Origin of the sequence: Paraniabella hibiscisoli (assembly GCF_022512515.1) — a bacterium.
GTDB lineage: Bacteria > Bacteroidota > Bacteroidia > Chitinophagales > Chitinophagaceae > Niabella > Niabella hibiscisoli.
This window is the reverse complement of the sequence record NZ_JAKWBK010000003.1, coordinates 43,540-69,510: the sequence shown is the minus strand read 5'-3', so window position 1 is coordinate 69,510 and position 25,971 is coordinate 43,540. Positions and strand designations below refer to the sequence as shown.

Below are 25,971 nucleotides of genomic sequence, written 5' to 3'. Positions count from 1 at the left end.
ATTCAGGAGTTGTCCATGGCGAGCTGCGTTCCTTCCTCCGAAAGATCGGTTTTCTCCACCATCTGCATATCGATCTTGAGTTTCTTTTTAGAAATACCCTCCATATAACCCTTCAGGCGTTCGCGGCTCGCGGCAATTTCATCGGGGCCATTGATAAAAGCTATGCGTTTTCTGCCTTGCCTGAACAGCCATTCGATCATTTGTTCAGTACCTTTATATACACTACAGAAAACCTTGCTGGCTCTTTCAAACGGCGGCACCCGGTCGAAATACACCACGGGTATATTGTATTTTTCCAAGGCAACCAGGTGGTTGTATTTGTTGGTTTCCTTCGAAAGAGAGATCAGGAGTCCATCGATCCGTTGTTTTACCATGGCTTCCATTACTGTTTGCTCTTTTGCAATACTATCATGGCTCTGCCCGAACAAAATGGTATAACCATGCTCCATGGCTACATCTTCGATGCCGCTGATACTTTTAGAAAAGAAGTCCTCCGAGATCAGTGGAAGGATCACGCCAATTACAAAGCTTTTCTTTTGTTTAAAGAAGATTGCCTTAGGATTAGGCTCATAATTCAGCTCTTTGGCTAGGCCCTGGATGGCCTGCTTTGTTTTTAGCCCTATTCTGGGGTGATCGTTCAGTGCCCGCGAAACGGTGGACACGGAAACATTCAATCTTTTTGCTATTTCTTTTATAGTAGGTATATCACTCATAAAACAGGACGGATGACTAGAGGTATTAAAGATAGAAAAAAACTCAAGGTTATTGCAAACAAAAGATTTATTAAGGCCAAACGCATTCGATTTTGCCGTTTATTTTACCCTGATTGTGCCATCCGGCAGGGATCGGGTAATTACAGCAGTCAGCTGAGATAGTGTTTGGAGGAGCCTCAAAGGGAAATGTCAATATCAGCGAATATGCTTTCTGTAATAATTCCGGCCTGCCCCTGGAGGTAGGAGGGTTTTCCCGCTTGAAATGTCTTTAAATGCGTTTGCCTTGGCGGTGCTAAGATGGGTGGGTGGTTTTTTATAATATTGTGTTACAGTATTTTTATAGGAGTCGAGGGCGTCCTAACTCATGCAGGAAATAAAAAATAGTGAGGTTGCGTCTTCAGCAATAAATATTCATCTATGCAGAAAGCTACGCGCAATGACAAGGCCTTAATTGTTGATATATTGACAAAAGCTTTTAGCGATAATAAAAGTGTCAACTATATCATTAAACAAGACCAGCGTAGAGCAGAACGCATCAGGGAGCTTTGTCATTACTCATTTGAGATATGTCTCCGGTTCGGCGAAATATTTATTTCTGAAGATGGCGTTGCTTGTGCGCTCACACTTTTTCCCGAAAAAAACGTACAACAGCAGGGACTCTTATGCTGGATCTGAGCTTGGCTATTAAAGCCATGGGATTAACTAACTTGTCGAAAGTATTGAAGCGCGAAAGTGCTATTGGTAAAACGCATCCGCCAGGCCTGCTCTATCATATATGGTATATTGGTGTGGAGCCAGAGCAACAGGGGCAGGGTATTGGATCACAATTGCTGAAGAAAATAATCGCAAGAGCCGGCAACATGAACCGGTTGCCGGTACTGGAAACTTCTACAAAAAGCAATATCGCCTGGTACCAGAAACATGGCTTTACCATTTATAGCCAATTGAATTTTGGATTTGATCTGTATTGTATGAAAATGATGACCACCTGATGTACGGTCCGGAAAACTGTTTCAATAAAATAAGGGTTAATAACTATAAGATGTAGAAAGCAGGTTTAAAACCAGCACACCCGCTATGATGAGCACGATCCCCAATATGGCGGGTAAACCAAGACTTTGCTTAAATATGATCACCGATGCCAAATAAGTAATTCCCAAACGCCAGCAGTATTAGCTGGTATGACTATCTCAGGCTTTTTCTATATCATAGTGGAGCGATGTGCAGGCTTTGTTATAATTCATAAACTTCAATGGGTAACGAATCGGGGTCGGCAAAGAACGTGAACTTTTTTCCTGTAAATTCATCTACTCGAACAGGCTCTGGTACAATGTTTTTGGATTGCAAATAGTTGATTGTTTCCGCTATATCTCTCACGCTAAAAGCAATATGTCTTAGGCCGGTAGCTTCAGGTTTGGTTATTCTGGCTGGCGGGTCGGGAAAACTGAAGAGCTCAATTAAGTATTGGCCATTAAGCGAAAGGTCCAGCTTGTAAGATTTTCGTTCGGCTCTGAATACTTCCTGTTCTATTGTAAAACCCAGTACATCTGTATAAAATTGTTTAGACTTTTCATAGTCCGAACAGATAAGAGCAATATGATGTAGTTTTTCAATTTTCATGCTGTAATGTAGGAAGTCTGCACCGAATTGCAGTACATAATTTTTTTGCGTGTTTTCATCTCTCTTCAGTGGTCCATTCTTTACCGCCATATTTCTTATAAAGCTGTTCTGTGAGTTTCACTTCCCCATTTCTACTTACTGTAAAGGTTTTCTTCTCCCATTCGGTAATAGGATCCCGTCCTGTCTTTTGAAAATGCCGCGTTGTGACAACAATGGTATTGGTTTTCACTGTTAGCCATTCTTTGGTCCAGAACAGATTATTGCAATCACCACCCTCGTCTCTATAAAGATGGTAAGCCAATAGATATTGCTGTTTTCCTTTTTTAAGAATGTATAATTCCCCTATTTCGTCTTTGGTGTTCCATTCATTATTGATTTTTTTAGTCTTAATAACAAATGTTTGGGCATTGACTGTAAATGTTTTTGCCTGCGCCGATACAGAACAGGTAGCAGCAAGAAAAAAGTAATAGATAATAGGATTCTGATAATCATTATTTCCCGTCGGATTTTATCCCGTAAACAAAAATAATATCTTATGACTTATATCAGTCTTCGCGGGTGCAATTCAAATTTTCGCTTTATGCTATACTTCTTTTTGTAGGTCCTTTCGGGCCCGTCGGGAAATTTTCAGGGTGATCACATCAATTCCTATTGGTTTGAAATAAAATATATCGCTGCGCAGCTCCGGTAACTAACGAATTATTATGACCTATTAATACTATGCCGCTATGCGGCAATGATCACAATAATAAAAGCAGCGTAGCTGCAATATATTAGTAAAATAATAGTCATAAGGACAGTAGAGCTGCGTCGCAGCGATATGTTAATGATTATACGTCTGTTCTGGGGAAATCTCCACTATTTAGGAGATGCTTCCACTTCGAATGGCAGGACTTTAGCGAAAATTTGAATTGCACCCGTCTTCGCGGAAATTTCTGAAATCGGGTATTAATAAGTATTAGACATGGGAGCGGTAATATGCTGTGCAGAACTACAAAGTTGAAACAAAGACCTCCGTGGGTATTTCGCTCACGGAGATCTTTAATGCAGCATTTTTCAGGGGCTGTACCCGGGTGTTTTGCATGGGCGTGTATACTAAAAATATCGTATGTTCAGCAGGCGCTTGTTTTTAGCAAATGCCCAGTTTTTATACATTAGTTGGTTATTGCTATTAATTCCCCATTTGCATAGCAAACATATAAAGACAGCAGAACCGAAAAAAGGGGAATTTTCCCGTATTTAACTAATTTTTGTATTCCTGATACATTATACAACTACCGGCTAAAAAATAATAGATTTGTGCACTTGAAATTAGATAGTATTTACTACAGCAACCGCGATGTGCTTTTCCTGGCCAGAGACCTTCTGGGTAAGGTATTGGTAACACAGATCAATGGGGAAATTACCTCTGGTGTTATTACAGAAACAGAAGCCTATGCAGGTGTGGAAGATAAAGCCTCTCATGCTTATGGCGGCAGGCGAACCCAACGTACTTCGGTTATGTATGAGCCAGGAGGCCTTTCTTATGTGTATCTCTGCTACGGTATACATTATTTGTTCAATGTGGTAACTTCTGTTAAGGACGAACCCCATGCTGTATTGATAAGAGCCGTGGAGCCGCTGGCAGGTAAGCATATTATAGAGCAGCGGCGTAAAAGGAGCGCAGGTGTTGCGTCTGTTTCCTCCGGGCCCGGTTCTGTGAGCAAAGCTCTGGGTATTGATCTTGGTTTTAATGCAAAAATCTTACAGGTAACCAGATATGGATTGAAGACCAGGGGCTTCTTTACAAAGATACTGATATTGCTGCTACGCCTCGTGTTGGCGTAGCCTATGCTGCGGAGCATGCGCTATTGCCCTGGCGGTTTTTTGTAAAGAGCAATAAATACGTGAGCAAGCCGAATAAGGTTTAATAGTGGTAAGGCTCTGTTCAATGTATTGTAGCTGGCTGCTTTTTGAAACGCTAACCAAAGACCCTGTGATCAGGCGCCCCGAATGAATAGTTTCCCCGTCGCCATTAATCATCGTTTTTTATATATGACTTTTGTTTTTATTACGAAAATTTTTGGTTGCAGCATCTTCCTGAAAAAGATTTTTCAATTGGAAAGTGATAATGCGCCTGACAGGCCTTACAAATAATCTCACAAAGAAACTTGATGGGGCCATGGCTTCCATATTTTCCAGTACTGATACTACTTCGATATATATCATGAAGTATAGCATAATGTCGCCAAATATCCAGGCAAATTTTTGCCCGAATGGTTCATTGGAAACATATACGATATTGAGAATAACAATAGCGATTAAAATGCAACCGCCATACTGAAGCAATTTAATAATGGATTGCCGGAACCCCTGCGAGGTGCGGGGCGTACCTTTTATAATGGATTTGCAAACCCCAAATAAAAAATCCCAAGTGTATACGATCAGTAGCCAGATCAATAAATGTGTTGTCGGCCAGTATTGAATAAATGAATTCATAAGAAGATATTTTAAAGAATTAAAAAAACGGCAGAACCGGACAATAAGGCAAACAAACCGCCTATAGACGGCTTGTTGCTTTGAGAGGCTTAGAGCTGGGCTCTGCGGGCTTCTACCGCTTGAATGAACTCGGCTGCTTTTTCAACGCTGTAATCTAAAAGATCCAGGTCGAACTCTTTGCCTGCATAACCGGGGCGGCCATAATTACGCTCCCGGCGCAGCGCCCGGTGCAGTTGGTACTCGGCCGTAATCAGCTTGTCTTCCAGATCATCGGCTTCTTTAGCACCCGGCCCCGATTCCAGTCGTTGCTTAAAGCTTGCGATATCTTTTTCAGGTCTTCAATCTGGATGGCGATCGTTTCCGAGGTTTCGCCGTAAGATTCTTTTTGACCTACGAGATTTACCTGTTTTCTTGCCAGTTCTTTTTGCCTTTTAATAAAAGCCTGAATGGCAGCATCGCACTCGGCAACCGTAGTAAATTTTTGTATTGCTTCTATTGGGTAAAGGTGATTTTACGAACATATTTTCCCTTGATGCGACCGTGTTGTCATTCACATTTATTGCGGGTAGTCTTATTTATTTTTTTGTTTCAAAGTGGGAAATAAATGAGCAACGAAAGCGATTTCAAAATAGCTATAACAATTTAAAAGAACGATATACAGATTTATTGGAGCCAGCGGACATCCAGCGGATTTTAAACAATGATAAGGAGTATCTTCAGGATATAGATTTTATAGATAGAAAAACTAAGGCTTATAGTAGAATGTGGATCTTTGTTTTAGTGATTCTGTAAGCTCCCCTTAAATCCGGCCGGTGCAGTTAGAGTTAACACGGAATGCGTTTGTTAACTTTAAATTTTAAATAGCGATGAAAAGGAAATTTACAGAGAGCCAGATCGTGGCAGCAATCAAGAAGCAGGAAGGCGGCATAGCAGTTAAGGATATCTGTCGTGAGATAGGTATCAGTGATGCCACTTTTTACAACTGGAAAGCGAAATACGGAGGTATGGAAGTTAAAGATGTGACCAGGATGCGGGAACTGGAGAAGGAAAATGCCGAGTTAAAGAAGATGTTTGCAGAGATGAGTTTGGAGAATCGAGCAATGAAGATTTTGATAGAAAAAAGTTCTAACGTCTCAGGAGAAAAGGGAAGCTGTTGAATGTCTTACCAAAGATGGACAGCTAAGTAACCGCAAGGCGTGTAAACTGATGAGTTTATCCCGAACCAGCTATCAGTATAAAGCGAAACTTAAGGATGATACAGAGCTACAAAATGCATTAACAGATCTTACTACCAAACATGTTGCGATCGGCTTTTGGCAATGTTGTTACCGGCTTTGGAATAAAGGTTATTGGTGGAATCATAAGCGAATTTATCGGGTGTATACAGATATGAAGCTCAACATACGCCGCAGAGCTAAACGCCGATTGCCAGAACGGGTGAAGCAGCCCCTGGAAGTGCCTACAGGGCCCAATCAGGTATGGAGTATCGACTTCATGAGCGATAGTCTTGTGGATGGGCGCAGATATCGCTTGTTCAATGTCATAGACGATTTTAACAGGGAATCTTTAGCTATTGAAGTAGATACATCATTGCCCTCATTGCGTGTGATAAGAGTATTGGAAAAGCTTATCAATCACAGGGGTATACCGACAACTATTCGTTGTGATAACAGGCCTGAATTTATATCGCATAAACTGGAACAATGGTGTAGCGAAAAGGACAAACCAATAACCTTGCAGTTTATTCAGCCTGGCAGGCCGATGCAAAACGCTTTTATAGAACGAAAAAACGGGAGTATAAGGCGCGAATTGTTGAACGCATACCTGTTTTACAGTTTGAATGAAGTGCGCGAAAAGTGCGAAGAATGGAGGTTGGATTACAATACCGAACGACCCCACAAATCGTTGGGTTATCTTTCTCCCATCAAGTATCAGGATGACCTCCTCCCTAAAAAACGTAGCGATTAAAAGTAGAAAATTGGCGCAATATCGATAACTTAAAAATTAAATATTGCGTATGAAGAAGTCAAAGTTTACGGAGGCACAGATTGTGTTTTCGATTCGTCAATCAGAACAGGGAGTAAAGGTGGAAGAGATCTGCCGGAAGCTGGGGATTTCGGAAGCTACTTTTTACAACTGGAAGAAAAAATATGGAGGATTGGGCGTATCCGAACTTCGGGAATTAAGAATGCTAAAAGAGGAAAACGCCCGTTTAAAACAGATTGTAGCCGATTTGAGTCTTGACAGGCAAATGCTACAGGATGTAATAAAAAAAAGCTCTGAAGCCTGCACAGAAAAAGGAATTAGCGATATATCTGAGGCAGCAATACCAGGTATCAACACGAAGATCGTGCAGGTTAATGATGGTTTATCATTCGGTATACTATTACAAACACCATCGAAGGCAAGATGCACCCCTACGAAGCAGGATCCGTGAGATTGCTGTTACACGTGTGCGATATGGCCTTTGGCGGATATATATACTGCTGAGGCGGGAAGGCTGGAGGGATAATCATAAACGAGTGTACCGGGTGTATAAAGAAGAAGGATTAAACTTAAGAAGCAAAAAGCCGCGGCGATGCAGGGCTGCGGCACAAAGGCTTGAAAGACTGGTGAATACTGAATTGCACCAGTTTTGGTCGATGGATTTTGTGAGCGATGCGCTCTTTGACGGCAGAAAATTCAGGGCATTAACTATAGTGGATAATTTTAGTCGGGAATGTTTGGCCATTATAGCGGGGCAGTCATTAAAAGGCAGCGATGTGGTCACAGCGTTGCAACAGATTAAATCTAAGAGAGGCTTGGTTCCGAAACGGATACAAACAGATAATGGAAGTGAGTTTATCTCAAAAGAAGTTGATCGTTGGGCTTATGAAAATAAAGTAACTCTGGACTATTCCAGGCCAGGTAAACCAACAGACAACCCGTTCATAGAATCTTTCAATGGCAGTTTAAGGGATGAGTGCTTAAATGCCCACTGGTTCTTATCTTTACAAGACGCAAGTGAAAAGATTGAAGCTTGGCGAATTGAGTATAACGAATTTAGGCCGCATAGTTCTTTAAATGATATGACCCCGGCAGAATTTATTAAATGGGTTCAACAACAGCAATAAAAAAGACTTTTCTTATGCCTGCCGGCGGCTCCTACGTTCGGAATGATGTGTGGATTGAGTTAAGAAAAAAAAGTAAAAAAGCAACCACACATCATTCCGCACGCAGGCACAATATCTCAGGAAAATAGCGCCAATTTTCTAGTTTAGGCTGCTACTAAATATGGGAGGACCTCAAACATCTTCCTTGTTTTTGAAAACAGCATTGATTACTCTAATGTATAAATAACCTACTGATATTTTTTGATCAAATAAGTTATAAAAGGTTTCTGTGTAGGTAGGGATTTCAAAACTCTTCTTACCAAATAAGATTTCTAGGTTTTCTTTATCGTAAGCTGCGGAGTTATCTGACTCTAATGCATAGAGTTCGCCTCTTTTAGCAAATAGCTTTTCCTTTCCATCTATTTGTTCAAGAAGGTTTTTCACTACTTCAATATTGTGAGTTGTTTGATCGCTGAATTTTAAATTCTTGAATTTGATATTGAAGCGTTGTTCTATAAAGTTTAGATTTTTAAAGTGCTGTAGTAGGTTCGCGGCATTGTCGATAATATCCTTTGCAGACCTCAGATGAAATCTTGATTTTTTTCCCTCAGCGAAAATGGTAAAGGGTTTTGCTCCTGCAAAGTTGTTTAATAGATGGAAGGCATTAATTTCATCTAGAGTATTAGAACAGATTTGATTGTGTTTGAAGTTTAACGTAATGGGCATTTCATCAGGGCGATCATTTTGGGGATTGAATGATACCGTCAATATGCCTGTTTTTATATTTATTTTAATTTCAATTAGATCAGAAGACTTATTGATTTCATATGGGAGGTCATTTATTTCCAGGCCATCTTCAAATCTTATATCAAAGTTGCCCTTTCTGTTAGGTTCTTTAAATAACTCAATAGAAACTCCATCCTTGAATAAGGGTATATTAATGCCGTTTATTGTTGTGATTATTGAAATGAGGTGTTCAGCTGGAATGGACACTTTACTGGTTCCGATTCCTTTAATCAGGCTTTGAATTTGTTGGTGAATGCCTTCATCTGTAAAGGTCATTTGTATAATTTGTTTTCCTTTACCGCTGATAGATCCCGCTTTTGCAATTTCCCTCTGTCCTTTGCTGGTATCATAATCTACATAGATATCTTGGCTTTGAAGGAAGCTTTCGCTATGGTTAAGACTTGTCCTGTTATTCAATGCGTCATCAATTATCCGATCAGAAATTTTCTCAAATATTAGCTTAAAGAATTGTTCGCCGGAATAACTGAGATATTTAACCCCCTTTTTTTCAGGGAAACCTGGTTGGATTTTGTACAACTTGGAGACACAAGGTAGGCCTCCTTAGCATTAGTGCCGAGGCTTTCCAATGCGTACATGAACTCACCTCTGATATTAATGTCCTGTAAGCTATAGCCAACAAATAAAACGGTTTTGGTTGTGAGCCTTTCCTGGATAACACTCAATAAGGGTGTGTTTATATTTCGCCTGTAAAAGCGAGCATAGTCATCCCTGGTTAGAACGATCGCTTCCGGATTGCCGGGATCGCCATGGATTTTGAACAAGTTTACTTTCTGCTGGTTGATATTCCCTAAATCAGATGTATCAACAATTGCCTGGAGCGAAGGTCCATAAGCTGCTTCGAATAGATAGTCGTAGTTCGTTGTAATTATGTCTCTAATGAACGGGATTTTGACGATCATTTCATGGACTTTGAAATTCTTTACGGTGGATCGACCAAATATTTCACTAATTTTATTGACAAGTACATCTCTGCCTTTTAGGTCTTCAATTACTTGAGCGATATCTAGTAAATCACTTTGTTCAGTAAATCTGGATTCTGCAAACTCTTCACTATCTAAAAGACTTAAAAGATCTGCTGCGAGTTTCCAGGCACTTGGATAACCCGCGTATAGAGATAATCCTGAACCTGCGAATAAAACAACTTCTCCTGAGATAATTTTGGCGACTAACTTATCTAAATCTTCTCCTTGCATCTTTTCTTAATGTTTTTCTTTGACCCTTTTCAAGAATAGTTCAAATTTACAGTATTCCGATATTTTGTTCTGCATACGGCAAAATATCAAAGCCATGATATTTGCCATGGCTTTGATTTAATTGATTAAAATAATACAGTTACTGTTTCACCAGCGCCTTTACCACTTTTGAGTAATTCTTCCCCCATCCTTATCAACCTGTAAGATCCTAACATACAAACTTTGCTCATTAGGATCAATATCATTCACTTTCTTACACGATAGGGTGCTCATCATTAAGCCAGTAATAGTGATGAGAGCAAGATGTTTCCTTTTTTTGCTGAAGGGTAAAAGTACCAGCAGCCCTATTGCCATCAACTCTGCAATAAAAGTAGTACTAAGATCCAGTGTGAATAGGTAATCTAATGAAGTATCAGAATTGCCAGACTTTAAGATTATTTTGCTAAGTTCTTGAAAGCTCACTCCATCTGCCGATCCTTCAATGATAAAATGATCGTTATTAGTTTCCTTCAACGTACTGGAATTGACATAGAGGGTGCCATGGCGGATGAGCTGGTAATGGCGCCAAACTCAACTCCAGGTTGCCTTTGACATTATCGGTATTTGTTACCAATATTAACCTGGTGCATTTTATTATAGCTGGTAAGAACTGTCTGATTAAATCCCTGGACGGTTAGAATCCCTCCAGAAAGGTCATATACTGTTGTACACCCCATGCAATATGGCTGGCAGAAGCATTATGCTCCAACCCATAAAATGCAAAAGGTGGTTGGTAATCGGCTTTAACATATTCAAAACTCAATTCAAAGGGTCTTGTGAGTTCATGTAGCGTATACTTGTATATGCCGGAGTTGCTTAATTCGTTTTCTTCTACCCCCAGGGATATAGCCAGTGCTGTTTTTTTCCTTTCATTCTATACCCGCTTTTACTACCATAAGCCCATCCGTGCGTCAAAACTTCATCAAACCATTTTTTTAATAAAGAAGGACAATTAAACCAATAGTACGGAAATTGGAAAATAATTTTATCATGCTGTTCAACTAAGCGCTGTTCGGCCAAAACATCTATCTTTTCATTTGGGTAAGCCTCATATAACTGGTGTACGGTATATTTTTCAGGAAATTTAAGCAATTCCTCAACCCATTTTTTGTTCATCGCCGATTCGCTGATATGTGGGTGCGTAACAATTATTAAAGTTTTCGTCTTTGACATCATGATCATATTTGATACAAAACTAGTACGCATTGAGAGGTTTTGTATATTGCCTCCCAATTGTTAGGTACTATAAAAAATGTAAGTAATGAGTAAGATTAAGCAATCGTCAACCAATTTCTCCAATAAAATCGCTTTGAGTGATGAATGCCCGGAAGCTTATGCATCAAATATTATTGGGGGACAATGGACCTTAGTGATATGTTCATGGTTACTGGGCGGTAAGCTCAGGTTTGGAGAATTAAAAAGAAATTACCCAACATTACCGAACGGATGCTGACCTTGCAGTTGCGTAAGCTGGAAGAAAACAAAATAGTAAGCAGGACAGTGTATGCGGAAGTACCGCCACGAGTTGAATACGAATTAACCCCTATAGGGTATGCGTTAAAGCCGGTGATCCAAGAATTGGAATTTTGGGGTAATCGTCATAAGCAACTAACAGATGGTTGACGACAATCTGTGACGGGGTCTCAGCCGGGAGTTTTTTCTTACACCCGGCTAATTCCATATACCATTCATTTCCGTGAGTATCATCGGTTGCCCATCGGTAACTACTATGGTATGCTCATGTTGGGCCATAAAGCCGCCCTTATTACCCACCATCGTCCAGCCATCAGCTAAAGTATCTGCATAGCGCGAAGCCGTAGTAATAAAGGTCTCGATAGCTATTACCTGGTTTTTCTTAAATTTCCGGGTATAATGTGGGTTCCTGTAATTGGCTATTTCCAGCGGCTCTTCGTGAAGGCTTCTGCCAACGCCATGGCCGGTAAGATTTTTAAGCACTTGATAGCCGCGTTTTTTGGCTTCGGTTTCAATAAGGTGGCCGATATCTGAAATGCGAACCCCGCCTTTAATATTGGAAATGGCTTTATATAAGATCTGTTTAGAAGCATCTACCAGTTGTTGATGCTGATGCAGGTCTGCTCCCAGCACAAAGGAGCTACCGTTGTCCGACCAGAAACCGTTCAGCTCAGCTGATACATCAATGTTTATAAGATCTCCCTCTTTCAATATTTTTTTATCGGAGGGAATACCATGACAAAACTCATTATTAACGCTGATGCAGGTATAGCCAGGAAAACCATAGGTTAAATAGGGCGCTGAATTTGCCCCGAAATCGGCAAGAATAGCAGCACCGTAATCATCCAGTTGCTTTGTTGTAATACCCGGCTGCGCATAGGCGACCATTTCTTTTAGCGCGTAGGCTACCGCTTCGCTCGCTTTTTGCATGCCTGCAAGTTCTGCTTCTTTTGTTATAGACATATAGACTGATTAATTGGTATAATAAGCACTCCGCTAGTGCTATTGCAAATATACAAATTACATGCGGGCCTGTATATTGTACCGGAGGAACAGAGCTTTTAACGCTTTAACCGGCGCCCCGATCTGTTTAATGCGCTACGAAAATAAGCAACCTGCTATAGCATGCTATAACGGGTTGCAGGCGATCCTTAGTTGCTTTATGGTGCTATCGTACCTGCGGGGACGATAAATGTTATGGATTTTGATGCCTGGTTGCCTTGCGTCGGTAGCTGAAATAAAAGATCTGCGGCAGTACGGTAAGTGATAGTATCATACAAATTAATAGTCCGCCTACGATCATAATAGCCAATGGCTTTTGCACTTCAGATCCCATACCGGTTGACAGGGCTGCGGGCAGTAAACCGATAGACCCCATCAGTGCGATCATGACTATGGGACGGATACGGCTATGAACACCGTTGGAAATAGCTTCTTTTAAATCCATCCTCCGCATATTCTCCTTCATTACTGCAATTAATATGATGCTGTTAATGGTATTTACACCAAATAAAATAATAAAGCCAATACCGGCTGAAATACCAAAAACCGTTTGGGTGATCCATAGGGAGAGAAAGCCCCGATAAATGCAAAAGGAATGGTGCTGGCTGCAATGAGGGTGTCCTTAATAGTACCAAAATTGAAGTACAATAAAAAAGCACCAGTAATAATACCGCCGGCACAATAACGGAAAGCTGCTGAGAGGCTCTTTCTTTACTCTCAAACTCGCCTGCCCAAGTCATTTTGTTCTTTACGGGTATTTTTACTTCTTTAGCTACTTTAGCTTTGGCTTCAGCAATCGTACTACCCAGGTCTCTGCCCTGTATGCTAAAACCTACAGCAATATAGCGGCTGCTGCCTTCGCGGTAAATAAATGCCGGACCGGTGATGTAGCTGATAGTAGCTATTTCTTTTAAAGGTACCTTCTTGCCATCTTCAGCAGGGATCATCATTTCACCGATCTTCTCTTCGTTATCCCGGTAAGGCTTATCAAACCTTAACCGTACATCAAACATTCTTTCTTCCTCGTAGAATTTGGTGGCCGCCCTGCCGCCAATGGCCATTTCTATTACTGCCTGCGCATCGGCAATATCAATGCCATAGCGCGACATTTTATGATCGTGCAGCTGTATTCTCAACTCGGGTAACCCGATATTGCGATACACGTTGAGGTCTTCAATACCTTTAACTGAACGAATGCTATTGGCCACCTGGTCGGCATATTTCTCCAGCTCAAACAGGTTGTTGCCATAGATCTTTACCACCAGTGAACTTTTTACACCTGCTACATACTCTTCCACATTGTCTTGTATGGGTTGGCTAAAGCCTAATACAATACCGGGGTACACATCCAGCGATTTTCGCATTTCTTCCACCATCTCATCTTTTTTCAAAGAACGTTTCCATTGCTTTTCCGGATGCAATTGTATATGGAATTCTATATTGAAGAAACCGGTAGGGTCGGTGCCATCGTTAGGCCGGCCTACCTGGTTAAGCACAAACTTTACTTCTTCGAAGCCGCGGATCTTCCTTTTCATTTCTTCGGCCAGCCTGGTCGACTCCTGCAGGTTAACACTATTGGGTAATGTTGCCCGAACGTATAGCGCTCCCTCGTTGAGTTTAGGGATAAACTCGGTTCCATAGAACATAAACCTCACAGCGCAGCCGGCGAGTATAAGGATAAAACCGAGTACCACCCATTTGCGCCGGCGATTGCTCCAAAGGAACAACTTAAACAGGTTGTTTTTGAAGAAACGCGAAATGACATTTTCTTTCTCCCTGATATTTTTCGTAAGCATGAGCCTGCACAATGCCGGCACATAAGTAATGCTTAAAAGCAACGAACCCAGCAAGGCATAACCCAGGGTGAATGCGAGGGGACGGAACATTTTGCCTTCTACTTTCTGAAAGGAGAATATAGGTATTAGGGCTACGATTAATATCAGCTGTGCAAATACAATATAACCTCCCACACTACCGGCTCCTTTACGTATCAGTCCCAGCTTGCTGCTTTTATTAAACCGCTCCATCCCTAGTTGGTGAGCCCTTACTTCCATAGTTACAAATACAGACTCCACAATAACCAAAGTCCCCTCCAGCAATAAACCAAAATCTATGGCGCCCAGTGAAATAAGGTTGGCAGGAAGCCCCTGTATACGTAGCATGAGCAGCGCAAAAAGAAAGGATAGGGGGATCACAGAAGCTACGATTAAGGTAGTGCGCCAGTTAAACAGGAAGATGAAAACAATGATGGATACAAACAGAATACCTTCCACAATATTTTTACTTACTGTATCTACCGTAGCATTTACCAGTTCGGTACGGTCAATAAAGGGCTCTATTTTTACATCGGGTGGTAAAGTGCTGTTGTTGAGTTCAGCGATCTTTTCTTTTAGCCTGGGTATTACATCTCCCGGGTTTTCACCGCGCAGCATCATTACAATGCCCTGTACGAGGTCGGTGTCATCCTGGAGTCCAACCTTGCCCAGCCGAGGTTTGGCCGCTACGGCTACACGAGCAACATGCTTTACCAGGATCGGCGTATTTGCTTTTACTTTGATCAGGATATTTTCAATATCTTCTATCTGCTCCAGCAAGCCAACACCTCTTACTACATAGGCCTGGTTGCCCCTTTCAATTACATCGCCGCCCACATTGATATTACTTTTGGCTACAGCGTCGTAAACATCCAAAGGAGAGAGGTCATAATTAGCTAACTCTGTTGGGTTGATCTTGATCTCGTAAATTTTTTCTTCCCCTCCAAAGCTGATGATATTGGATACACCAGGCACCGCTACCAGCTCTCTTTCTACCACCCAGTCGTGAATGGCCGTAAGTTCTTTAATATCCCGTTTGCTTTTCAACACATAACGAAATATTTCTCCGGTAGCGCCTGCGGGCGGCTCTATACTGGCGTCGGCCCCATAGGGCAGATCAACGGACTGTAACCTGTTAGCGGCGTATTGTTGCGCATAAAAGTCGTCTACATCATCATCAAAAAGAACGGTAACTACCGACAGGCCAAATAAGGAAATGGAACGTACATCCGATTTTTTCGGGATCGTGTTCAGTTCTTTCATCAGCGGCAGGGTAACAAATTTTTCTATTTCCTCCGCACTACGGCCCGGCCATTGTGTAATGATACGCGCCCTGGTATTGGTTACATCAGGGTATGCCTCAATGGGCGTATGCAGGTAGGCTACTATTCCCGATACCACCAGTAAGGCAGTAAGAAAGAGTACGATTATATAATTTTTTAATGAGAACGAAACTATTTGCTGAACGATCTTTGTCATGTTGATAGTGATTTAATCACACACCCATCCCGGTGCAATGGTATTGCCTGTTAATTTGCTTGTAGTTGCAGGATTAAAATGATTGAAGCGCCTGGTAAATAAGCAAGTGATTGCGGGTGATGATCTTTTCGCCAGGCGTCACACCTTCGGGCAGGTAGATTTTATTATTGTTCCTGTTGCCTGCATTCACCTTGCGTACTTCTATACTGCAGTCTTCTTTATAGATCAGCAGATAATATTCGTTATTGTCAAATACCAGGGCTGCCTCGGGTACGCAAACCTGCATGGTTGTTTCATTTTTTATGGCGGTAATATCCACCATCATTCCCGGCTTTAACAGCAGGTCTTTATTGGGCATTACAATACGGGCCTGCAGTACTTTTGAATCGTTATCCATTACCTGGGAAAGCAGGGATACTTTTCCGTGGAAGATCTTACCGGGATAAGAAAGCGTGGTGATCTCTACCGGCATGGCTTCTTTTATCTCCGCGATATTACTGGTGTAAATATTGGCCATTACCCATACCTCGTCAAGGTTAGATACTGTGAACAGTGCCTCGGTTTCTGAGTTAAGCTGGGTGCCTGGTGCAATATTTTTGGAAGTGACAATACCGCTTGACGGAGCTTTTACCTGGAATACACCCCGTGCTGGGCTGGCATTGTACAGGCTCATATTAGCGCTGGTTTTTTGTTGCTCCGATTTAAGTATGTCCAGCTCACTTTGCGCCTCCTGTAATTCTTTTGCCGATGCTATGCCATCGCTGTGCAGGTCTTTTAAACTCTCCAGTTTTCTTTCAGCTATTTTGATCTGCTGAACAATATTGCCTGATTCGGATTGCAGGCTATTCAACTCCACGCTCTTCACTTCAGCCAATACCTGTCCCATTTGCACTTTATCGCCTAAAGAAAAAATACATTATGTACTACACCGTTGGTAAGGCTGGAGTAGGTAACCTGTTTGTCTGTATTGGCTTCTACGCTTCCCATTAAATGGATACCGGTAGCAACGGGCTCGGCCTTTACTTCTTCAATAGTGATCATGTCTTTAAGCTCTTTATCCAGGCAAAATTGTTGTACAACCGCGCTGCTTCTTTTTCTTTACAGCCGCTGATAAGGGCAATAATTATATAAAATGAGAATATTCTTTGCATATGATATGTTGATTAGATCGGTTAGGATTTTGAGTGTAAGGCGATTAGGGTATCAACTCGGTGCCAGATGCATAGTTGACCTCTTCAACGGCATTATTGAGGTCGCGGGAGGCGTCCAGGATCGATTGCTTGTTTTGCTGATAAGACTCCAGGAAATCCAGGTACTCCAGCATGTTTATATTTTGAGATAAAAAATTGCGGGTATGCGCTTCAAGCGATTGGTCAAGTCTTTCCAGGTACAGGGGGTCAATGGCTTTGTGAAAGTTATGGGCAGTCAGCAATGATTTATAACTGGCCGCCACTTCAGTTTCTACATTGTGAAGCGATTGCTGCGCTACTATTTTCGCTTGCTGTATACCTAGCTCTGCCTTGCGGATATTACCCTGGTTCTTATTAAAAAAGGAAGATCGATAGACGCACCAAAGCCTACAAAGTTCAGCATAGTACTTCCGTTACGGTCGTAGCTGCCGTTGATGGTTACATCGGGTGTACGTAAAGCTTTCTCGTAAGTGTATGATTTTTCAAAATAGGTTTTTTCGAGTAACGCTAATTTATAATCCGGACGATGTGCTGAAGCCTCAGTTACCAGGGTCTGGTAAGTAGGTATTGTTTCATCTGTAATGTTTTTCTCAAATTGATCCATATCCAGCTTCAGCAGGGTTTGAGGTGGCAAATGAAGTAGTTGTTTCAGCTCCTTTTGGACGTCGTTGTTTTGCTGCTGTAATTCATATAGTTCTTTCTGTAATTCAAATTGTTTGCTTTGCAGGCGGGTAACCTGCGTAGCCGCTATATTCCCTTTATCGAGTTGTCGTTCATAAGCGCGCAGCAGGTCGTTTACAGACTGTAGCTGTGTTTGAAAGATTTGCTCTGAGAGCTGCAGGTGTTGTAATGTTGTTATTTGCCGGCGCAACTCCAGCTTCAGATTTCTTAGCAGGTCGTTAAAGTATTGCTGTGCTTTGTCTATGCCAACGCTTTGCAAGGCCATCAGTTTTTTTCGTTTGCCTGCGGTATAGATCAATTGTTCCACAGACACGGCATACTGCTGATTTCTGCCCCAATTGCCGATGATAGGAGGAGATACTTCCTGTCCGCCGGTTTGGTGCCTTGTTGCCCATAGGTTAATCTCGTCGAGCGTGAATTGTGGATTAGGCCATAACGAAGCTTGTTTCACCTCCGCTTCCGCCATGGGTATATTAAGGCGTTCTGCCAGCAGGGACAGGTTTTCTTTTAGAAAAATAGCCTCACACTGGCTGCGTGATAATTGTAAAGTATCTTGTGCGGCTGTATTGAACCATAAAGAAATGATCGCCGCGCCTGATAAAAGTATCCGTTTCATGATGGGGGCAAAGCTGGCGCGAAACACCTTAAGAAAGGCTTAAAGCGGATAAAATTGTACTTAAACTCCTGGTGAAGAAAAGGCTTCAGCACAGAAGTAATACCTTTGGAATATGAACCTGTTATTGATTGAAGACGATCATACATTGGCGCAGAATATAACGGAAGCATTGAAAGCCGAACAGGCCCATGTAAAAGTTATATATGATGGTATGCTGGCAGAACGTGTGCTACGCAAGGAAGCATTTGACTGTGTTATTATGGATGTCAATCTTCCGGGTAAAAACGGCTTTGAATTATGTAAGGCTTACCGACAGTACAATAAAAGCACGCCGGTAATTATGCTGACGGCATTTGCCGAATTAGAAGACAAGGTGACCGGGTTTGATGCAGGCGTTGACGATTATTTAACCAAGCCTTTTTACATGCGCGAGCTTTACCTGCGGGTACAAAACCTGGTTAAACGCTCCAGGCAATTGCAGGAAGATATATCATCCAACCTGGTAGCAGGAGATGTGGTGATCAATGACGCTCAAAAAACCGTGTATCGCCGGCAGCAGGAAATCGTATTGACGCCCAGGGAATACCAGATACTGTACATGCTGATCAGCAATAAAGATAGGGTGGTGTCCAAGTCCGAATTGATGAAAGAGATTTGGGGCGGCAATGTAGATTATAACACCAATACCATTGAAGTGTATATTAATTTTCTTAGGAATAAAATAGATAAGCCTTTCGGCGAGCAATCTATTAAAACAAAAGTAGGTTACGGTTATTACTGGGATATGCCATGAGAATTAAAAACAGGATACTGATTTATGTTTGCTCCACTGTTATAGGTATTACCGCTATTACCTTCCTGTTGATCTATATTCTGTTTTATTCTTACCGGGAACAATCTTTTAGAAAACAGCAGCAAAATAAGATCCGCTACACCGTACAACAGATCCAGAAGTACCGGCAACAAAGCGCTGAAATATCATCCATTTTAGATGAGCAGGATATTAATGATTTTTTCGACGAAAAACTGCTGGTGTATGATAAAGAAAAGGATCTGATTTTTTCCAGCCTTGACAGCTTAGAGATTTATGCTGCCCGGTCTATCCTTCATAGTCTTTCACCTGCCCGGCAATCTGTTTTTACCGATGAACAGCACTACGATGTTTTAGGTGTTTATATAGAGAGCAACCACCAGGTTTACTATGCCATCATCAAAGCCTATGATGCTTTTGGTTATGATAAGCTCTCGTATCTCAGGAATGTATTGATCGCGTTATTTATTGCATTTAGTCTGCTGGTGATATTGGTTTCATTATATATATCAGATAAAATATCCAAACCCATCGCTTTGCTGGCTGATCGTATTCAGCAATATGACTTCAGTAATAACAATATGCCTCTTTCTATAAAGACCAATACCTACGAAATTGAGCATCTTACGGAGCGGTTTAATGAATTAGTAAGGAGAACCAATGAGGCATTTGTTTTTCAGAAACGCACGATTGACCATATATCGCATCAGCTGAAAACACCACTGGCGGTTTTAGTGTCGGAGTTGGAGCGGATCAGCAACGCTGCAGACAATGATGAAATCAAACAGGAGCTGGATCGCCAGGTGATAAAAGCACAATCTCTGGGTAATATTATTACAGTACTGCTTGAGATATCAAAAGTAGAAGCAGGGCAGGAGTTGAAGAAATACACTACCCGTGTGGATGAAATGATCTATGATATTATTGACGAGCTGAATATCATTTACCCGGATTTTCATTTTCAAATTAAATATACTCCCCAGGAGTTTGATGAGAAAAAGCTGGAATTGATGGTCAACCCGCTTTTATTGAAACAGGCTTTTCAAAACTTGTTGTCCAACTGTATTATTTACAGTTCAGAAAATAAGGGTAGCATTGAAGTTGATGCAGCTCAAGATGGTTCTTTAAAAATACATATTACCAATAAAGGCACAACCATTACGGATGAAGAGCAAAAGATGCTGTTTCAACATTTTTTCAGGGAGAGAACAGCAGGGGGCAAACCGGCTATGGTTTGGGGTTGGTATTAACTCAAAAGATACTGACCGTTAATAATGCTGATTTGAGTTACAGCAACCGGGGTGATGAAAATGATTTTACCGTGTCGTTTACGACCTAAAGTTGGGTGCTAGCTTACTCAAAAAGATATTGTATATCTTCAATAGATAAACTCTTCATGAGGCTTTCTTCCGTGGTGATCAGGTCTTCTGCCAGCTTTCTTTTGCCCCCGCCAGTTTAATTATTTTTTCTTCAATACTATCCCTGCAGATCATGCGGTAAGCAAATACATGCTGTTGCTGGCCGATACGATGGGTACGGTCAATAGCCTGGCTTTCCACTGCAGCATTCCACCAGGGATCGAAAAGGAATACATAGTCTGCTTTAGTGAGGGTTAAGCCGGTATTGCCCGCCTTTAAACTGATCAGGAAAACTTCAGCTTTGCTATTGTCAGACTGGAACTCATTTACCAGCTCCTGTCTTTTTTGGACCTGCGTTTGGCCGTCAATTCTTAAAGTAGAAATGCCAGCTGCGTTTAGGTCGCGTTCTAACAGGTCCAGCATAGACGTAAACTGGCTGAACACCAGGGCGCGATGCTGAGGGATAATGCATTTCAGCTCATTGATGAGTACTTTGGTTTTAACGCTGTCGTAAGTAAAAGATCTTCACCGGTAACCAGTTCCGCGCTATTACAAAGCTGTCTTAATTTGGTTAACCCGGCTAGTATGCTCATTTTACCTTTATTCAGGCCATTGCTTTCTATTTCAGTAAATATATTCGTGCGTATATTGTCTTTAATGGTTTCGTAGGCGGCTCGTTGTTCCGAATCCATTTCACACCAAAGTATCGATTCTGTTTTTTCTGGAAGGTCCTTTGCTACCTGTTCTTTGGTTCGGCGTAAAATAAAAGGGCGTATCAACTTTTGTAAAGCAGCTGCTTTTTCTTCGTTGGCCTGTTGCTCAATGGGTATGGCGTATTCTTTTTTAAAGAACTCGGATGTGCCTAACAGTCCGGGCATTAAGAAGTGTACCTGGCTATGCAAGTCGCTGGTACTATTCATAATAGGAGTACCACTTAACGCAATCTTGGTTTTTGCGGTGAGTTGCCATACGGCACGGGTAGTTTGCGTAGCCGCATTTTTTATATGATGACTTTCATCTAATACAATGGTTTCCCATGCAATGTTTTCTAACAGGGACAGGTCTTGCCGCATGGTACCATAGCTGGTAATGATGATCCTGTTCTCATCATCGGTTAATAAAGCTTTATCTCTTTTAGAACCATGCAGTACGGTAGCCTTTACATCCGGGCCAAACTTCTCCAATTCTTTTAACCAGTTATATAATAAACTTGCAGGGGCTATAACCAACTGTTTACTTTGCGGATTGGTCTCTATTTTGTATAACAGAAAGCTAATAGTTTGAAGCGTTTTACCCAATCCCATATCATCGGCCAGGCAGCCGCTGGCGCCTATCTCAGACAATAATCGTAGCCATTCATAACCCGTGCGCTGGTAGGGGCGAAGCGCCTCCACCTGTAAGCCAACGGGTAAAGTATACAATTCTTCTTCCTGCTTTTCCCAACGCTTCCAGCGGGCAAACCATTCTGGCGTAATGCCGGTGTTGATCAGGCCGCCGTCTGCGCTGTTATCAGTGCCCTCACTTAAAGTAAGCCAACGGGCAACAAGCAATTCATTTTTTCTTACTTTACCATGGCGGATCAACAGGCCATATTGTTGCAGCCATTCTTCACCTAAAACACCCAGGCTGCCATCCTTAAGCATGATGGCTTTTTGATTATTGAGCAATGACTTTTGCAAGGTGGTTAATGGCACTTCTTCTTTACCGAATTTGACGCTGATTTCTATACAGGCAAAGTCACCCTCCCAGGTCTGCTTGCTGATTGTTGTGACGGCCTTATGCGGCGAGTAACGAAAGTGCTTTAACAGATCGATGCCCAGCAGGTCAATATTCTTATCGAGCAATAAATGGTAAGTTTTTAAAAACCACCCTTTCTTTTGCGCATCGGCAAAGCTTAGGTAGAAGAAGCCATTATGTTGGTTAGCAAATTTTTCATGAAGGGCCTGGAGAAAATGAACCAGCTCTTCTTCTTTCTCTTTATTGCGCTGAATCAAAACCGTTTTCCTGGGCGTATTAACCTTGGTTACCGGTTCAAACGGGCCTTCGAGGATAAAGCCTTCATATACGAATTGGGGTTCCAGTTTCAGAAAGGTATTGCTCAGTTCGCTTACCATAACCTGCGATTGTGGCTCGGTAATGATCATTTCAGCTTCAGCAAGATCTCCTTTTTCAATTGAAACATCCCATTGTTCCAATTTTTGTAATACCGATTCAAAATAATCGGTCCGTTCTATAGTCCATCGGGAAGTATCCTGTGTACTGATCCAATCCAGGGCTTCATAGCTTTTAGGAGATACCTGGTAATAGCAATTGTCTCTTTCCAGTAAAAAATGGTAGCGGCGAAAATGGCTCAAAGGCACTTTTTCTTTACCTATTTCAATAAAAGTATCAATAGTGTACTGTTGCTCTTTTTTGTCGGCATAAAAACTAACTTCCACAGGATAGCTATAAAAGCTGCACTTTATATTCTGTACTCTTTTATCGCTGGATACAACAGGGTGATACCAGTCCTGTACAGGCTGTCTTCTTAAAGCGCCGGTAATAGATTGTATATGGCGGGCATAAGCGGTTTGAACCGCAGCTTTCTGTTCTGTTTTGTCAACAATATAACTGGTTTGCTGATGCAGTGCAATAGATATCTTCTCCAGGTCAACCATGTTAAATGCCATCAGGGCTTTGATCGTTTCATCGCTATAGCTTTTGAAAAGTGCTTTGATATGCGCCCGGGTTAAAGGTTGTTCGCCGGTGGTAATACCATCAGGTGTTTTGATCAGTTGCTTTAACGCTATTACATTCTTTTTGGAGAATAATAATGCCGGTTGAAATAGTAAGTATGTCTTCGTATTCGCCATTGCCGTATTCATCTTTCTGGCGCGCAAATATAAGATTGTACAAAAGAGAGGACGATTGAATTTACAGATATTTTTTAGCAACAAGCACACGCTCAAATAACTCTCGCAACTTTTTGTATTGATCCCTCATAAAGCTCCTCGTAGAGCGGCATCTGTTGGTTGTGTGATTTTTAGGTATAAAGCAAAAGGCTCTGATTTCTCAGAGCCTTTTTGCGGACCGGACGGGACTCGAACCCGCGACCTCCGCCGTGACAGGGCGGCATTCTAACCAACTGAACTACCGATCCTTTCAAATTGGGAGTGCAAATATAGGAGCGTTTTTTTTTTTACAGCCAAACATTTTCTAAAAAATTTTCTACTTTTTTTAATTTGGTACTATGAAGCTGGATATACTATTACAAAAGGGTTATTCGAAGGAGCAAGCCAATGAGGTGGTAAGTTGGGTAAGTGACAATCAGAAGCATTTTGATGAGCTACTGAAAGTCTTTTTAACGCATAAAGACTTTCGCATTGTTCAAAGGGCTGCGTGGCCTTTAAGTTATGCTGCAGTTAACCATCCGGCATTAATTGGTAAACATTATAAGAAATTTGTACAGCAGCTAAATGCACCCAATCAACCTGCTGCTGTAAGAAGAAATATACTACGTATATTCGATCAGTTACCGAATATACCCGAAGCATACCATGGCGTTTTGATGGATAGTTGTTTTGAATATATTGCCGATCCCGAAGAAGCCATTGCCACGCAAGCCTTCGCGCTGGGAATACTTGATAAGCTGACTAAGTTATACCCTGAGATACTTCCCGAACTGAAGACTGTAGTAGAAGTTAGGTTGCCCAACGCGGCACCTGCGTTCAGGTCGAGAGCCAACAAAATTTTAAAAAGAAAGTAGTAATCTGCAGCGTATGAAACTCAACGCTATCCAAACTATCGAAATTGAAGAAGCTTACGATAGACAAATTTACCGCATCATAGTAACATTAAAAAGCAAATGATTGGACGAACAGGCAGAAGTTATTTGAAAAATAAAAATTATCCCGGCCTGGTAGTTTCAATAAATCGAATTCCTTTTTGCTAATAGCAATAATGTTATAGGGATATAATAATTTGCTTTGAATACTTACTCGGTTGAAGAAGTTGTTTAAAGCTTCTCTGCCAGCTGCCGGCTGTGCCAGAGATTGCTGCTCAAAATTTAATACATCGCCTGGATCAAAATCTTTACCAGCACCAGCCGTTAGCTCAAAATGCATATCGGCTACTTTCGGCAATGTTTCAAAGCCGTTGATATCCCTGTTTATTGTATTTAAAAGCTCTTTCTTTGTTTGTGCGATTATTTTGTTTATGCTCAATAAAAAATAAGACCGGTGAGATATTTCTTCATTATTGATAGTGGATGTATAGCAGCCGGTATATAAATGTACCGCTGTCTGATTGGCTGTAATTGAAATAAAAAATAAGATGAAAGGTAGCGTGATTTACAATTTGCAAGCCTTCTTTTAATATTCGTGACAACTTAAGGGTGAGCCGTTAAAGATGCTGGGAGTGCCATTTATGGGTGGTTCTTATGTCTGCTGCGAATGATGAATAAAACAGTTCCAACCAGCAGGTAAGGTAAGCACAACCACAGGGCAAAGGCCTCCATTGCCAGGGTGGCGTATATCGTAAACACTAACGGCAAGCCCAGCAGCAACAAGGCGTTAAGCCATACTTTATTGACAGTCTTACCACGCACCAGTAACGATGGTAGGGATCCCAGTGCCATAATAATATTAAAGGCAACTGCAAGGCCGTAAGCCAGGCCAACCATATCATCACCATGGTTAGGCGGCACGGCAGGTTGAACCCGTAGCTCCCTGATAATAACTAGGCTTAGCAAAGAGATAAAGCTGCCTGCAAAAAAGTCAACAATATAATTTTCCTGTACTTCATTTGGGTATAATATTTACAAGCGGTATTCAATGCCATGTAATATACTCCCTTGTATGTGCAGCGCTGCTATCTTTTATATATCCGCAGCAAATGAATTATTATTCGCATTAGTCGCGTGAAAGGGCTGTGCGAAATGAGTTAGTATAAGCGGAGGTCACTACACCAGTATAAGTTTACTGGTGATGGTATTTTTCATTTTTTAAAATAGTGCAGGCCCTGTATACCTGCTCGGCCAGTATCAATCGCACCAGCTGGTGTGGAAATACCAATTTAGAAAGGCTCCATTTAAAGTTAGACCTGGTTAGTATGGTATCGCTTAGTCCAAAAGCACCCCCAATCAAAAAGATCACTCTTTTAGTGGAGTTATTGGCACATAGCTGTATTTGTTGGGCCAATCCTTCCGAGCTTAATAAGATGCCTCGTTCATCCAGGGCAATTAAAAAATCATCTTTCTGAATTTTAGACAGGATCAATTCTCCTTCATTTTTTTGATATCGTCGATGCTCATTTTAGCAGCGTTCTTTAAAGGCGCAATGATCTCCCAGTCCTGCTTAAAATAGTTATTGATTCTTTTAGAAAAGTCCTCAATACCCGCTTTTACATAAGGCTCGTGAGCTTTGCCGATAGACCAGAAAGAAATTTTCATAAAAATATTTTATTCATGTTAATGCGATGTACATGGCTGCCGGGATAAAGTTATGTTCGTGGCGCAAAGTTAAGCCCTTGGATTCTATAAATAGTGGGCGCGAGGATGGTTGTTACCCGGTGTGGCTGCAGCCGTCAGGTTAAGGAGAACGTTTAAAAGTATGTGGCAATGGATCGT

At 41.5% G+C, this 25,971-nt stretch carries 30 protein-coding genes, 1 tRNA gene and 2 pseudogenes; 9 read left to right on the top strand and 24 right to left on the bottom strand.

Annotated features, from left to right (window positions below; all coding sequences use genetic code 11):
• Nucleotides 1-2 precede the first annotated feature (2 nt).
• Nucleotides 3-713 carry a LacI family DNA-binding transcriptional regulator gene (locus tag MKP07_RS31380; protein ID WP_262920077.1) on the bottom strand — a complete coding sequence of 237 codons (711 nt, stop codon included), beginning with the start codon at nucleotides 711-713 and terminating at the stop codon, nucleotides 3-5.
• A 417-nt stretch (nucleotides 714-1,130) separates the two neighbouring features.
• On the opposite strand from MKP07_RS31380, the gene MKP07_RS31375 reads away from it, so the two are divergent.
• Both MKP07_RS31375 and MKP07_RS31370 read left to right on the top strand, forming a co-directional pair.
• A complete protein-coding gene (locus MKP07_RS31375) occupies nucleotides 1,131-1,388 on the top strand; it encodes a hypothetical protein (RefSeq protein ID WP_240852045.1) in 258 nt (85 codons plus the stop codon).
• Nucleotides 1,376-1,705, top strand: a complete 330-nt coding sequence (locus tag MKP07_RS31370; protein WP_240852044.1) for a GNAT family N-acetyltransferase — start codon at nucleotides 1,376-1,378, stop codon at nucleotides 1,703-1,705. Before MKP07_RS31375 ends, MKP07_RS31370 begins: the two co-directional genes overlap by 13 nt.
• A 36-nt stretch (nucleotides 1,706-1,741) precedes the next feature.
• Here the strand turns inward: MKP07_RS31370 and MKP07_RS40170 are convergent, their stop codons facing one another.
• The 3 genes from MKP07_RS40170 to MKP07_RS31360 all read right to left on the bottom strand — a co-directional run bounded on the left by MKP07_RS40170 (nucleotide 1,742) and on the right by MKP07_RS31360 (nucleotide 2,634).
• Complete coding sequence (locus MKP07_RS40170; protein WP_262920076.1) at nucleotides 1,742-1,873, bottom strand: DMT family transporter; 132 nt, start codon at nucleotides 1,871-1,873, stop codon at nucleotides 1,742-1,744.
• 73 nt (nucleotides 1,874-1,946) lie between these two features.
• Nucleotides 1,947-2,423: an SMU1112c/YaeR family gloxylase I-like metalloprotein gene (gene gloA2 / locus MKP07_RS31365; protein ID WP_240852043.1), complete on the bottom strand. Its 477-nt coding sequence runs from the start codon at nucleotides 2,421-2,423 to the stop codon at nucleotides 1,947-1,949.
• Nucleotides 2,389-2,634 carry a hypothetical protein gene (locus MKP07_RS31360; protein ID WP_240852042.1) on the bottom strand — a complete coding sequence of 82 codons (246 nt, stop codon included), beginning with the start codon at nucleotides 2,632-2,634 and terminating at the stop codon, nucleotides 2,389-2,391. The genes gloA2 and MKP07_RS31360 overlap by 35 nt, the downstream gene beginning before the upstream one ends.
• Nucleotides 2,635-3,632: 998 nt before the next feature.
• Between MKP07_RS31360 and MKP07_RS31355 the strand changes: the two are divergent.
• Nucleotides 3,633-4,243, top strand: a pseudogene (locus tag MKP07_RS31355) (DNA-3-methyladenine glycosylase).
• A gap of 118 nt (nucleotides 4,244-4,361) precedes the next feature.
• Here MKP07_RS31355 and MKP07_RS31350 read toward each other — a convergent pair.
• A complete protein-coding gene (locus tag MKP07_RS31350; protein ID WP_240852041.1) occupies nucleotides 4,362-4,811 on the bottom strand; it encodes a phage holin family protein in 450 nt (149 codons plus the stop codon).
• Between the two features lie 866 nt (nucleotides 4,812-5,677).
• Here MKP07_RS31350 and MKP07_RS31345 point away from each other — a divergent pair.
• Together MKP07_RS31345 and MKP07_RS31340 are read left to right on the top strand one after the other, a co-directional pair.
• A protein-coding gene (locus MKP07_RS31345) for an IS3 family transposase (protein ID WP_240852040.1) occupies nucleotides 5,678-6,779 on the top strand; the annotation gives its coding sequence in 2 pieces (ribosomal slippage) (nucleotides 5,678-5,928 and nucleotides 5,927-6,779; 1,104 coding nt in all).
• Nucleotides 6,780-6,828: 49 nt separating this feature from the next.
• A protein-coding gene (locus MKP07_RS31340) for an IS3 family transposase (protein WP_240851303.1) occupies nucleotides 6,829-7,924 on the top strand; the annotation gives its coding sequence in 2 pieces (ribosomal slippage) (nucleotides 6,829-7,085 and nucleotides 7,084-7,924; 1,098 coding nt in all).
• Nucleotides 7,925-8,095: 171 nt separating this feature from the next.
• On the opposite strand, the gene MKP07_RS31335 is transcribed toward MKP07_RS31340, so the two are convergent.
• From MKP07_RS31335 to MKP07_RS41600, 5 genes are all read right to left on the bottom strand, one after another.
• The gene (locus tag MKP07_RS31335; protein WP_240852039.1) at nucleotides 8,096-9,226 is read right to left on the bottom strand and encodes a hypothetical protein; all 1,131 of its coding nucleotides are present in this window, start codon (nucleotides 9,224-9,226) and stop codon (nucleotides 8,096-8,098) included.
• A complete protein-coding gene (locus MKP07_RS31330; protein ID WP_240852038.1) occupies nucleotides 9,145-9,903 on the bottom strand; it encodes an SIR2 family NAD-dependent protein deacylase in 759 nt (252 codons plus the stop codon). Before MKP07_RS31330 ends, MKP07_RS31335 begins: the two co-directional genes overlap by 82 nt.
• 159 nt (nucleotides 9,904-10,062) lie before the next feature.
• Nucleotides 10,063-10,365, bottom strand: coding sequence for a hypothetical protein (locus MKP07_RS31325; protein ID WP_240852037.1), 303 nt, complete (start codon nucleotides 10,363-10,365; stop codon nucleotides 10,063-10,065).
• Nucleotides 10,366-10,576: 211 nt separating this feature from the next.
• The gene (locus MKP07_RS41605; protein WP_317236176.1) at nucleotides 10,577-10,705 is read right to left on the bottom strand and encodes a hypothetical protein; all 129 of its coding nucleotides are present in this window, start codon (nucleotides 10,703-10,705) and stop codon (nucleotides 10,577-10,579) included.
• Between the two features lie 68 nt (nucleotides 10,706-10,773).
• Nucleotides 10,774-11,175, bottom strand: coding sequence for an NAD(P)H-dependent oxidoreductase (locus tag MKP07_RS41600; RefSeq protein WP_317236175.1), 402 nt, complete (start codon nucleotides 11,173-11,175; stop codon nucleotides 10,774-10,776).
• A gap of 28 nt (nucleotides 11,176-11,203) precedes the next feature.
• On the opposite strand from MKP07_RS41600, the pseudogene MKP07_RS43240 reads away from it, so the two are divergent.
• Nucleotides 11,204-11,565: pseudogene (locus tag MKP07_RS43240) on the top strand (winged helix-turn-helix transcriptional regulator).
• 48 nt (nucleotides 11,566-11,613) lie between these two features.
• Here MKP07_RS43240 and map read toward each other — a convergent pair.
• The 7 genes from map to MKP07_RS31280 all read right to left on the bottom strand — a co-directional run bounded on the left by map (nucleotide 11,614) and on the right by MKP07_RS31280 (nucleotide 18,197).
• Complete coding sequence (gene map, locus MKP07_RS31305; protein WP_240852034.1) at nucleotides 11,614-12,378, bottom strand: type I methionyl aminopeptidase; 765 nt, start codon at nucleotides 12,376-12,378, stop codon at nucleotides 11,614-11,616.
• A gap of 232 nt (nucleotides 12,379-12,610) precedes the next feature.
• A complete protein-coding gene (locus MKP07_RS40160) occupies nucleotides 12,611-12,943 on the bottom strand; it encodes an efflux RND transporter permease subunit (RefSeq protein ID WP_317236219.1) in 333 nt (110 codons plus the stop codon).
• Complete coding sequence (locus MKP07_RS31300; protein WP_262920075.1) at nucleotides 12,906-15,710, bottom strand: efflux RND transporter permease subunit; 2,805 nt, start codon at nucleotides 15,708-15,710, stop codon at nucleotides 12,906-12,908. The genes MKP07_RS40160 and MKP07_RS31300 overlap by 38 nt, the downstream gene beginning before the upstream one ends.
• 73 nt (nucleotides 15,711-15,783) lie before the next feature.
• Entirely contained in the window at nucleotides 15,784-16,596 is an 813-nt protein-coding gene (locus tag MKP07_RS31295; protein ID WP_240852033.1) for an efflux RND transporter periplasmic adaptor subunit, read from the bottom strand.
• A 14-nt stretch (nucleotides 16,597-16,610) separates the two neighbouring features.
• Entirely contained in the window at nucleotides 16,611-16,751 is a 141-nt protein-coding gene (locus MKP07_RS31290) for a hypothetical protein (RefSeq protein ID WP_240852032.1), read from the bottom strand.
• Between the two features lie 154 nt (nucleotides 16,752-16,905).
• A complete protein-coding gene (locus tag MKP07_RS31285) occupies nucleotides 16,906-17,202 on the bottom strand; it encodes a TolC family protein (RefSeq protein WP_240852744.1) in 297 nt (98 codons plus the stop codon).
• Between the two features lie 17 nt (nucleotides 17,203-17,219).
• Entirely contained in the window at nucleotides 17,220-18,197 is a 978-nt protein-coding gene (locus tag MKP07_RS31280) for a TolC family protein (protein ID WP_240852031.1), read from the bottom strand.
• Between the two features lie 112 nt (nucleotides 18,198-18,309).
• On the opposite strand from MKP07_RS31280, the gene MKP07_RS31275 reads away from it, so the two are divergent.
• Both MKP07_RS31275 and MKP07_RS31270 read left to right on the top strand, forming a co-directional pair.
• Nucleotides 18,310-18,990 (top strand): response regulator transcription factor, encoded by a 681-nt coding sequence (locus tag MKP07_RS31275; protein ID WP_240852030.1) that lies wholly within the window; start codon nucleotides 18,310-18,312, stop codon nucleotides 18,988-18,990.
• Entirely contained in the window at nucleotides 18,987-20,258 is a 1,272-nt protein-coding gene (locus tag MKP07_RS31270) for a sensor histidine kinase (protein ID WP_240852029.1), read from the top strand. Before MKP07_RS31275 ends, MKP07_RS31270 begins: the two co-directional genes overlap by 4 nt.
• Nucleotides 20,259-20,426: 168 nt before the next feature.
• On the opposite strand, the gene MKP07_RS31265 is transcribed toward MKP07_RS31270, so the two are convergent.
• From MKP07_RS31265 to MKP07_RS31255, 3 genes are all read right to left on the bottom strand, one after another.
• Complete coding sequence (locus tag MKP07_RS31265; RefSeq protein WP_240852028.1) at nucleotides 20,427-20,810, bottom strand: helicase-related protein; 384 nt, start codon at nucleotides 20,808-20,810, stop codon at nucleotides 20,427-20,429.
• Between the two features lie 29 nt (nucleotides 20,811-20,839).
• Nucleotides 20,840-23,245, bottom strand: coding sequence for a DEAD/DEAH box helicase (locus tag MKP07_RS31260; protein ID WP_240852027.1), 2,406 nt, complete (start codon nucleotides 23,243-23,245; stop codon nucleotides 20,840-20,842).
• 186 nt (nucleotides 23,246-23,431) lie between these two features.
• Nucleotides 23,432-23,505, bottom strand: a tRNA-Asp gene (locus tag MKP07_RS31255).
• 90 nt (nucleotides 23,506-23,595) lie between these two features.
• Between MKP07_RS31255 and MKP07_RS31250 the strand changes: the two genes are divergently transcribed.
• The gene (locus MKP07_RS31250; protein ID WP_240852026.1) at nucleotides 23,596-24,111 is read left to right on the top strand and encodes a hypothetical protein; all 516 of its coding nucleotides are present in this window, start codon (nucleotides 23,596-23,598) and stop codon (nucleotides 24,109-24,111) included.
• Nucleotides 24,112-24,199: 88 nt separating this feature from the next.
• Here MKP07_RS31250 and MKP07_RS31245 read toward each other — a convergent pair whose 3' ends face one another.
• The 4 genes from MKP07_RS31245 to MKP07_RS41590 form a co-directional block, all read right to left on the bottom strand.
• Nucleotides 24,200-24,568: a hypothetical protein gene (locus tag MKP07_RS31245; RefSeq protein ID WP_240852025.1), complete on the bottom strand. Its 369-nt coding sequence runs from the start codon at nucleotides 24,566-24,568 to the stop codon at nucleotides 24,200-24,202.
• Nucleotides 24,569-24,768: 200 nt separating this feature from the next.
• Nucleotides 24,769-25,095 (bottom strand): hypothetical protein, encoded by a 327-nt coding sequence (locus MKP07_RS31240; RefSeq protein WP_240852024.1) that lies wholly within the window; start codon nucleotides 25,093-25,095, stop codon nucleotides 24,769-24,771.
• A gap of 226 nt (nucleotides 25,096-25,321) precedes the next feature.
• Nucleotides 25,322-25,621, bottom strand: a complete 300-nt coding sequence (locus MKP07_RS41595; protein WP_317236174.1) for a 23S rRNA (pseudouridine(1915)-N(3))-methyltransferase RlmH — start codon at nucleotides 25,619-25,621, stop codon at nucleotides 25,322-25,324.
• The gene (locus tag MKP07_RS41590; protein ID WP_317236173.1) at nucleotides 25,618-25,794 is read right to left on the bottom strand and encodes a hypothetical protein; all 177 of its coding nucleotides are present in this window, start codon (nucleotides 25,792-25,794) and stop codon (nucleotides 25,618-25,620) included. The genes MKP07_RS41595 and MKP07_RS41590 overlap by 4 nt, the downstream gene beginning before the upstream one ends.
• Nucleotides 25,795-25,971: the final 177 nt, after the last annotated feature.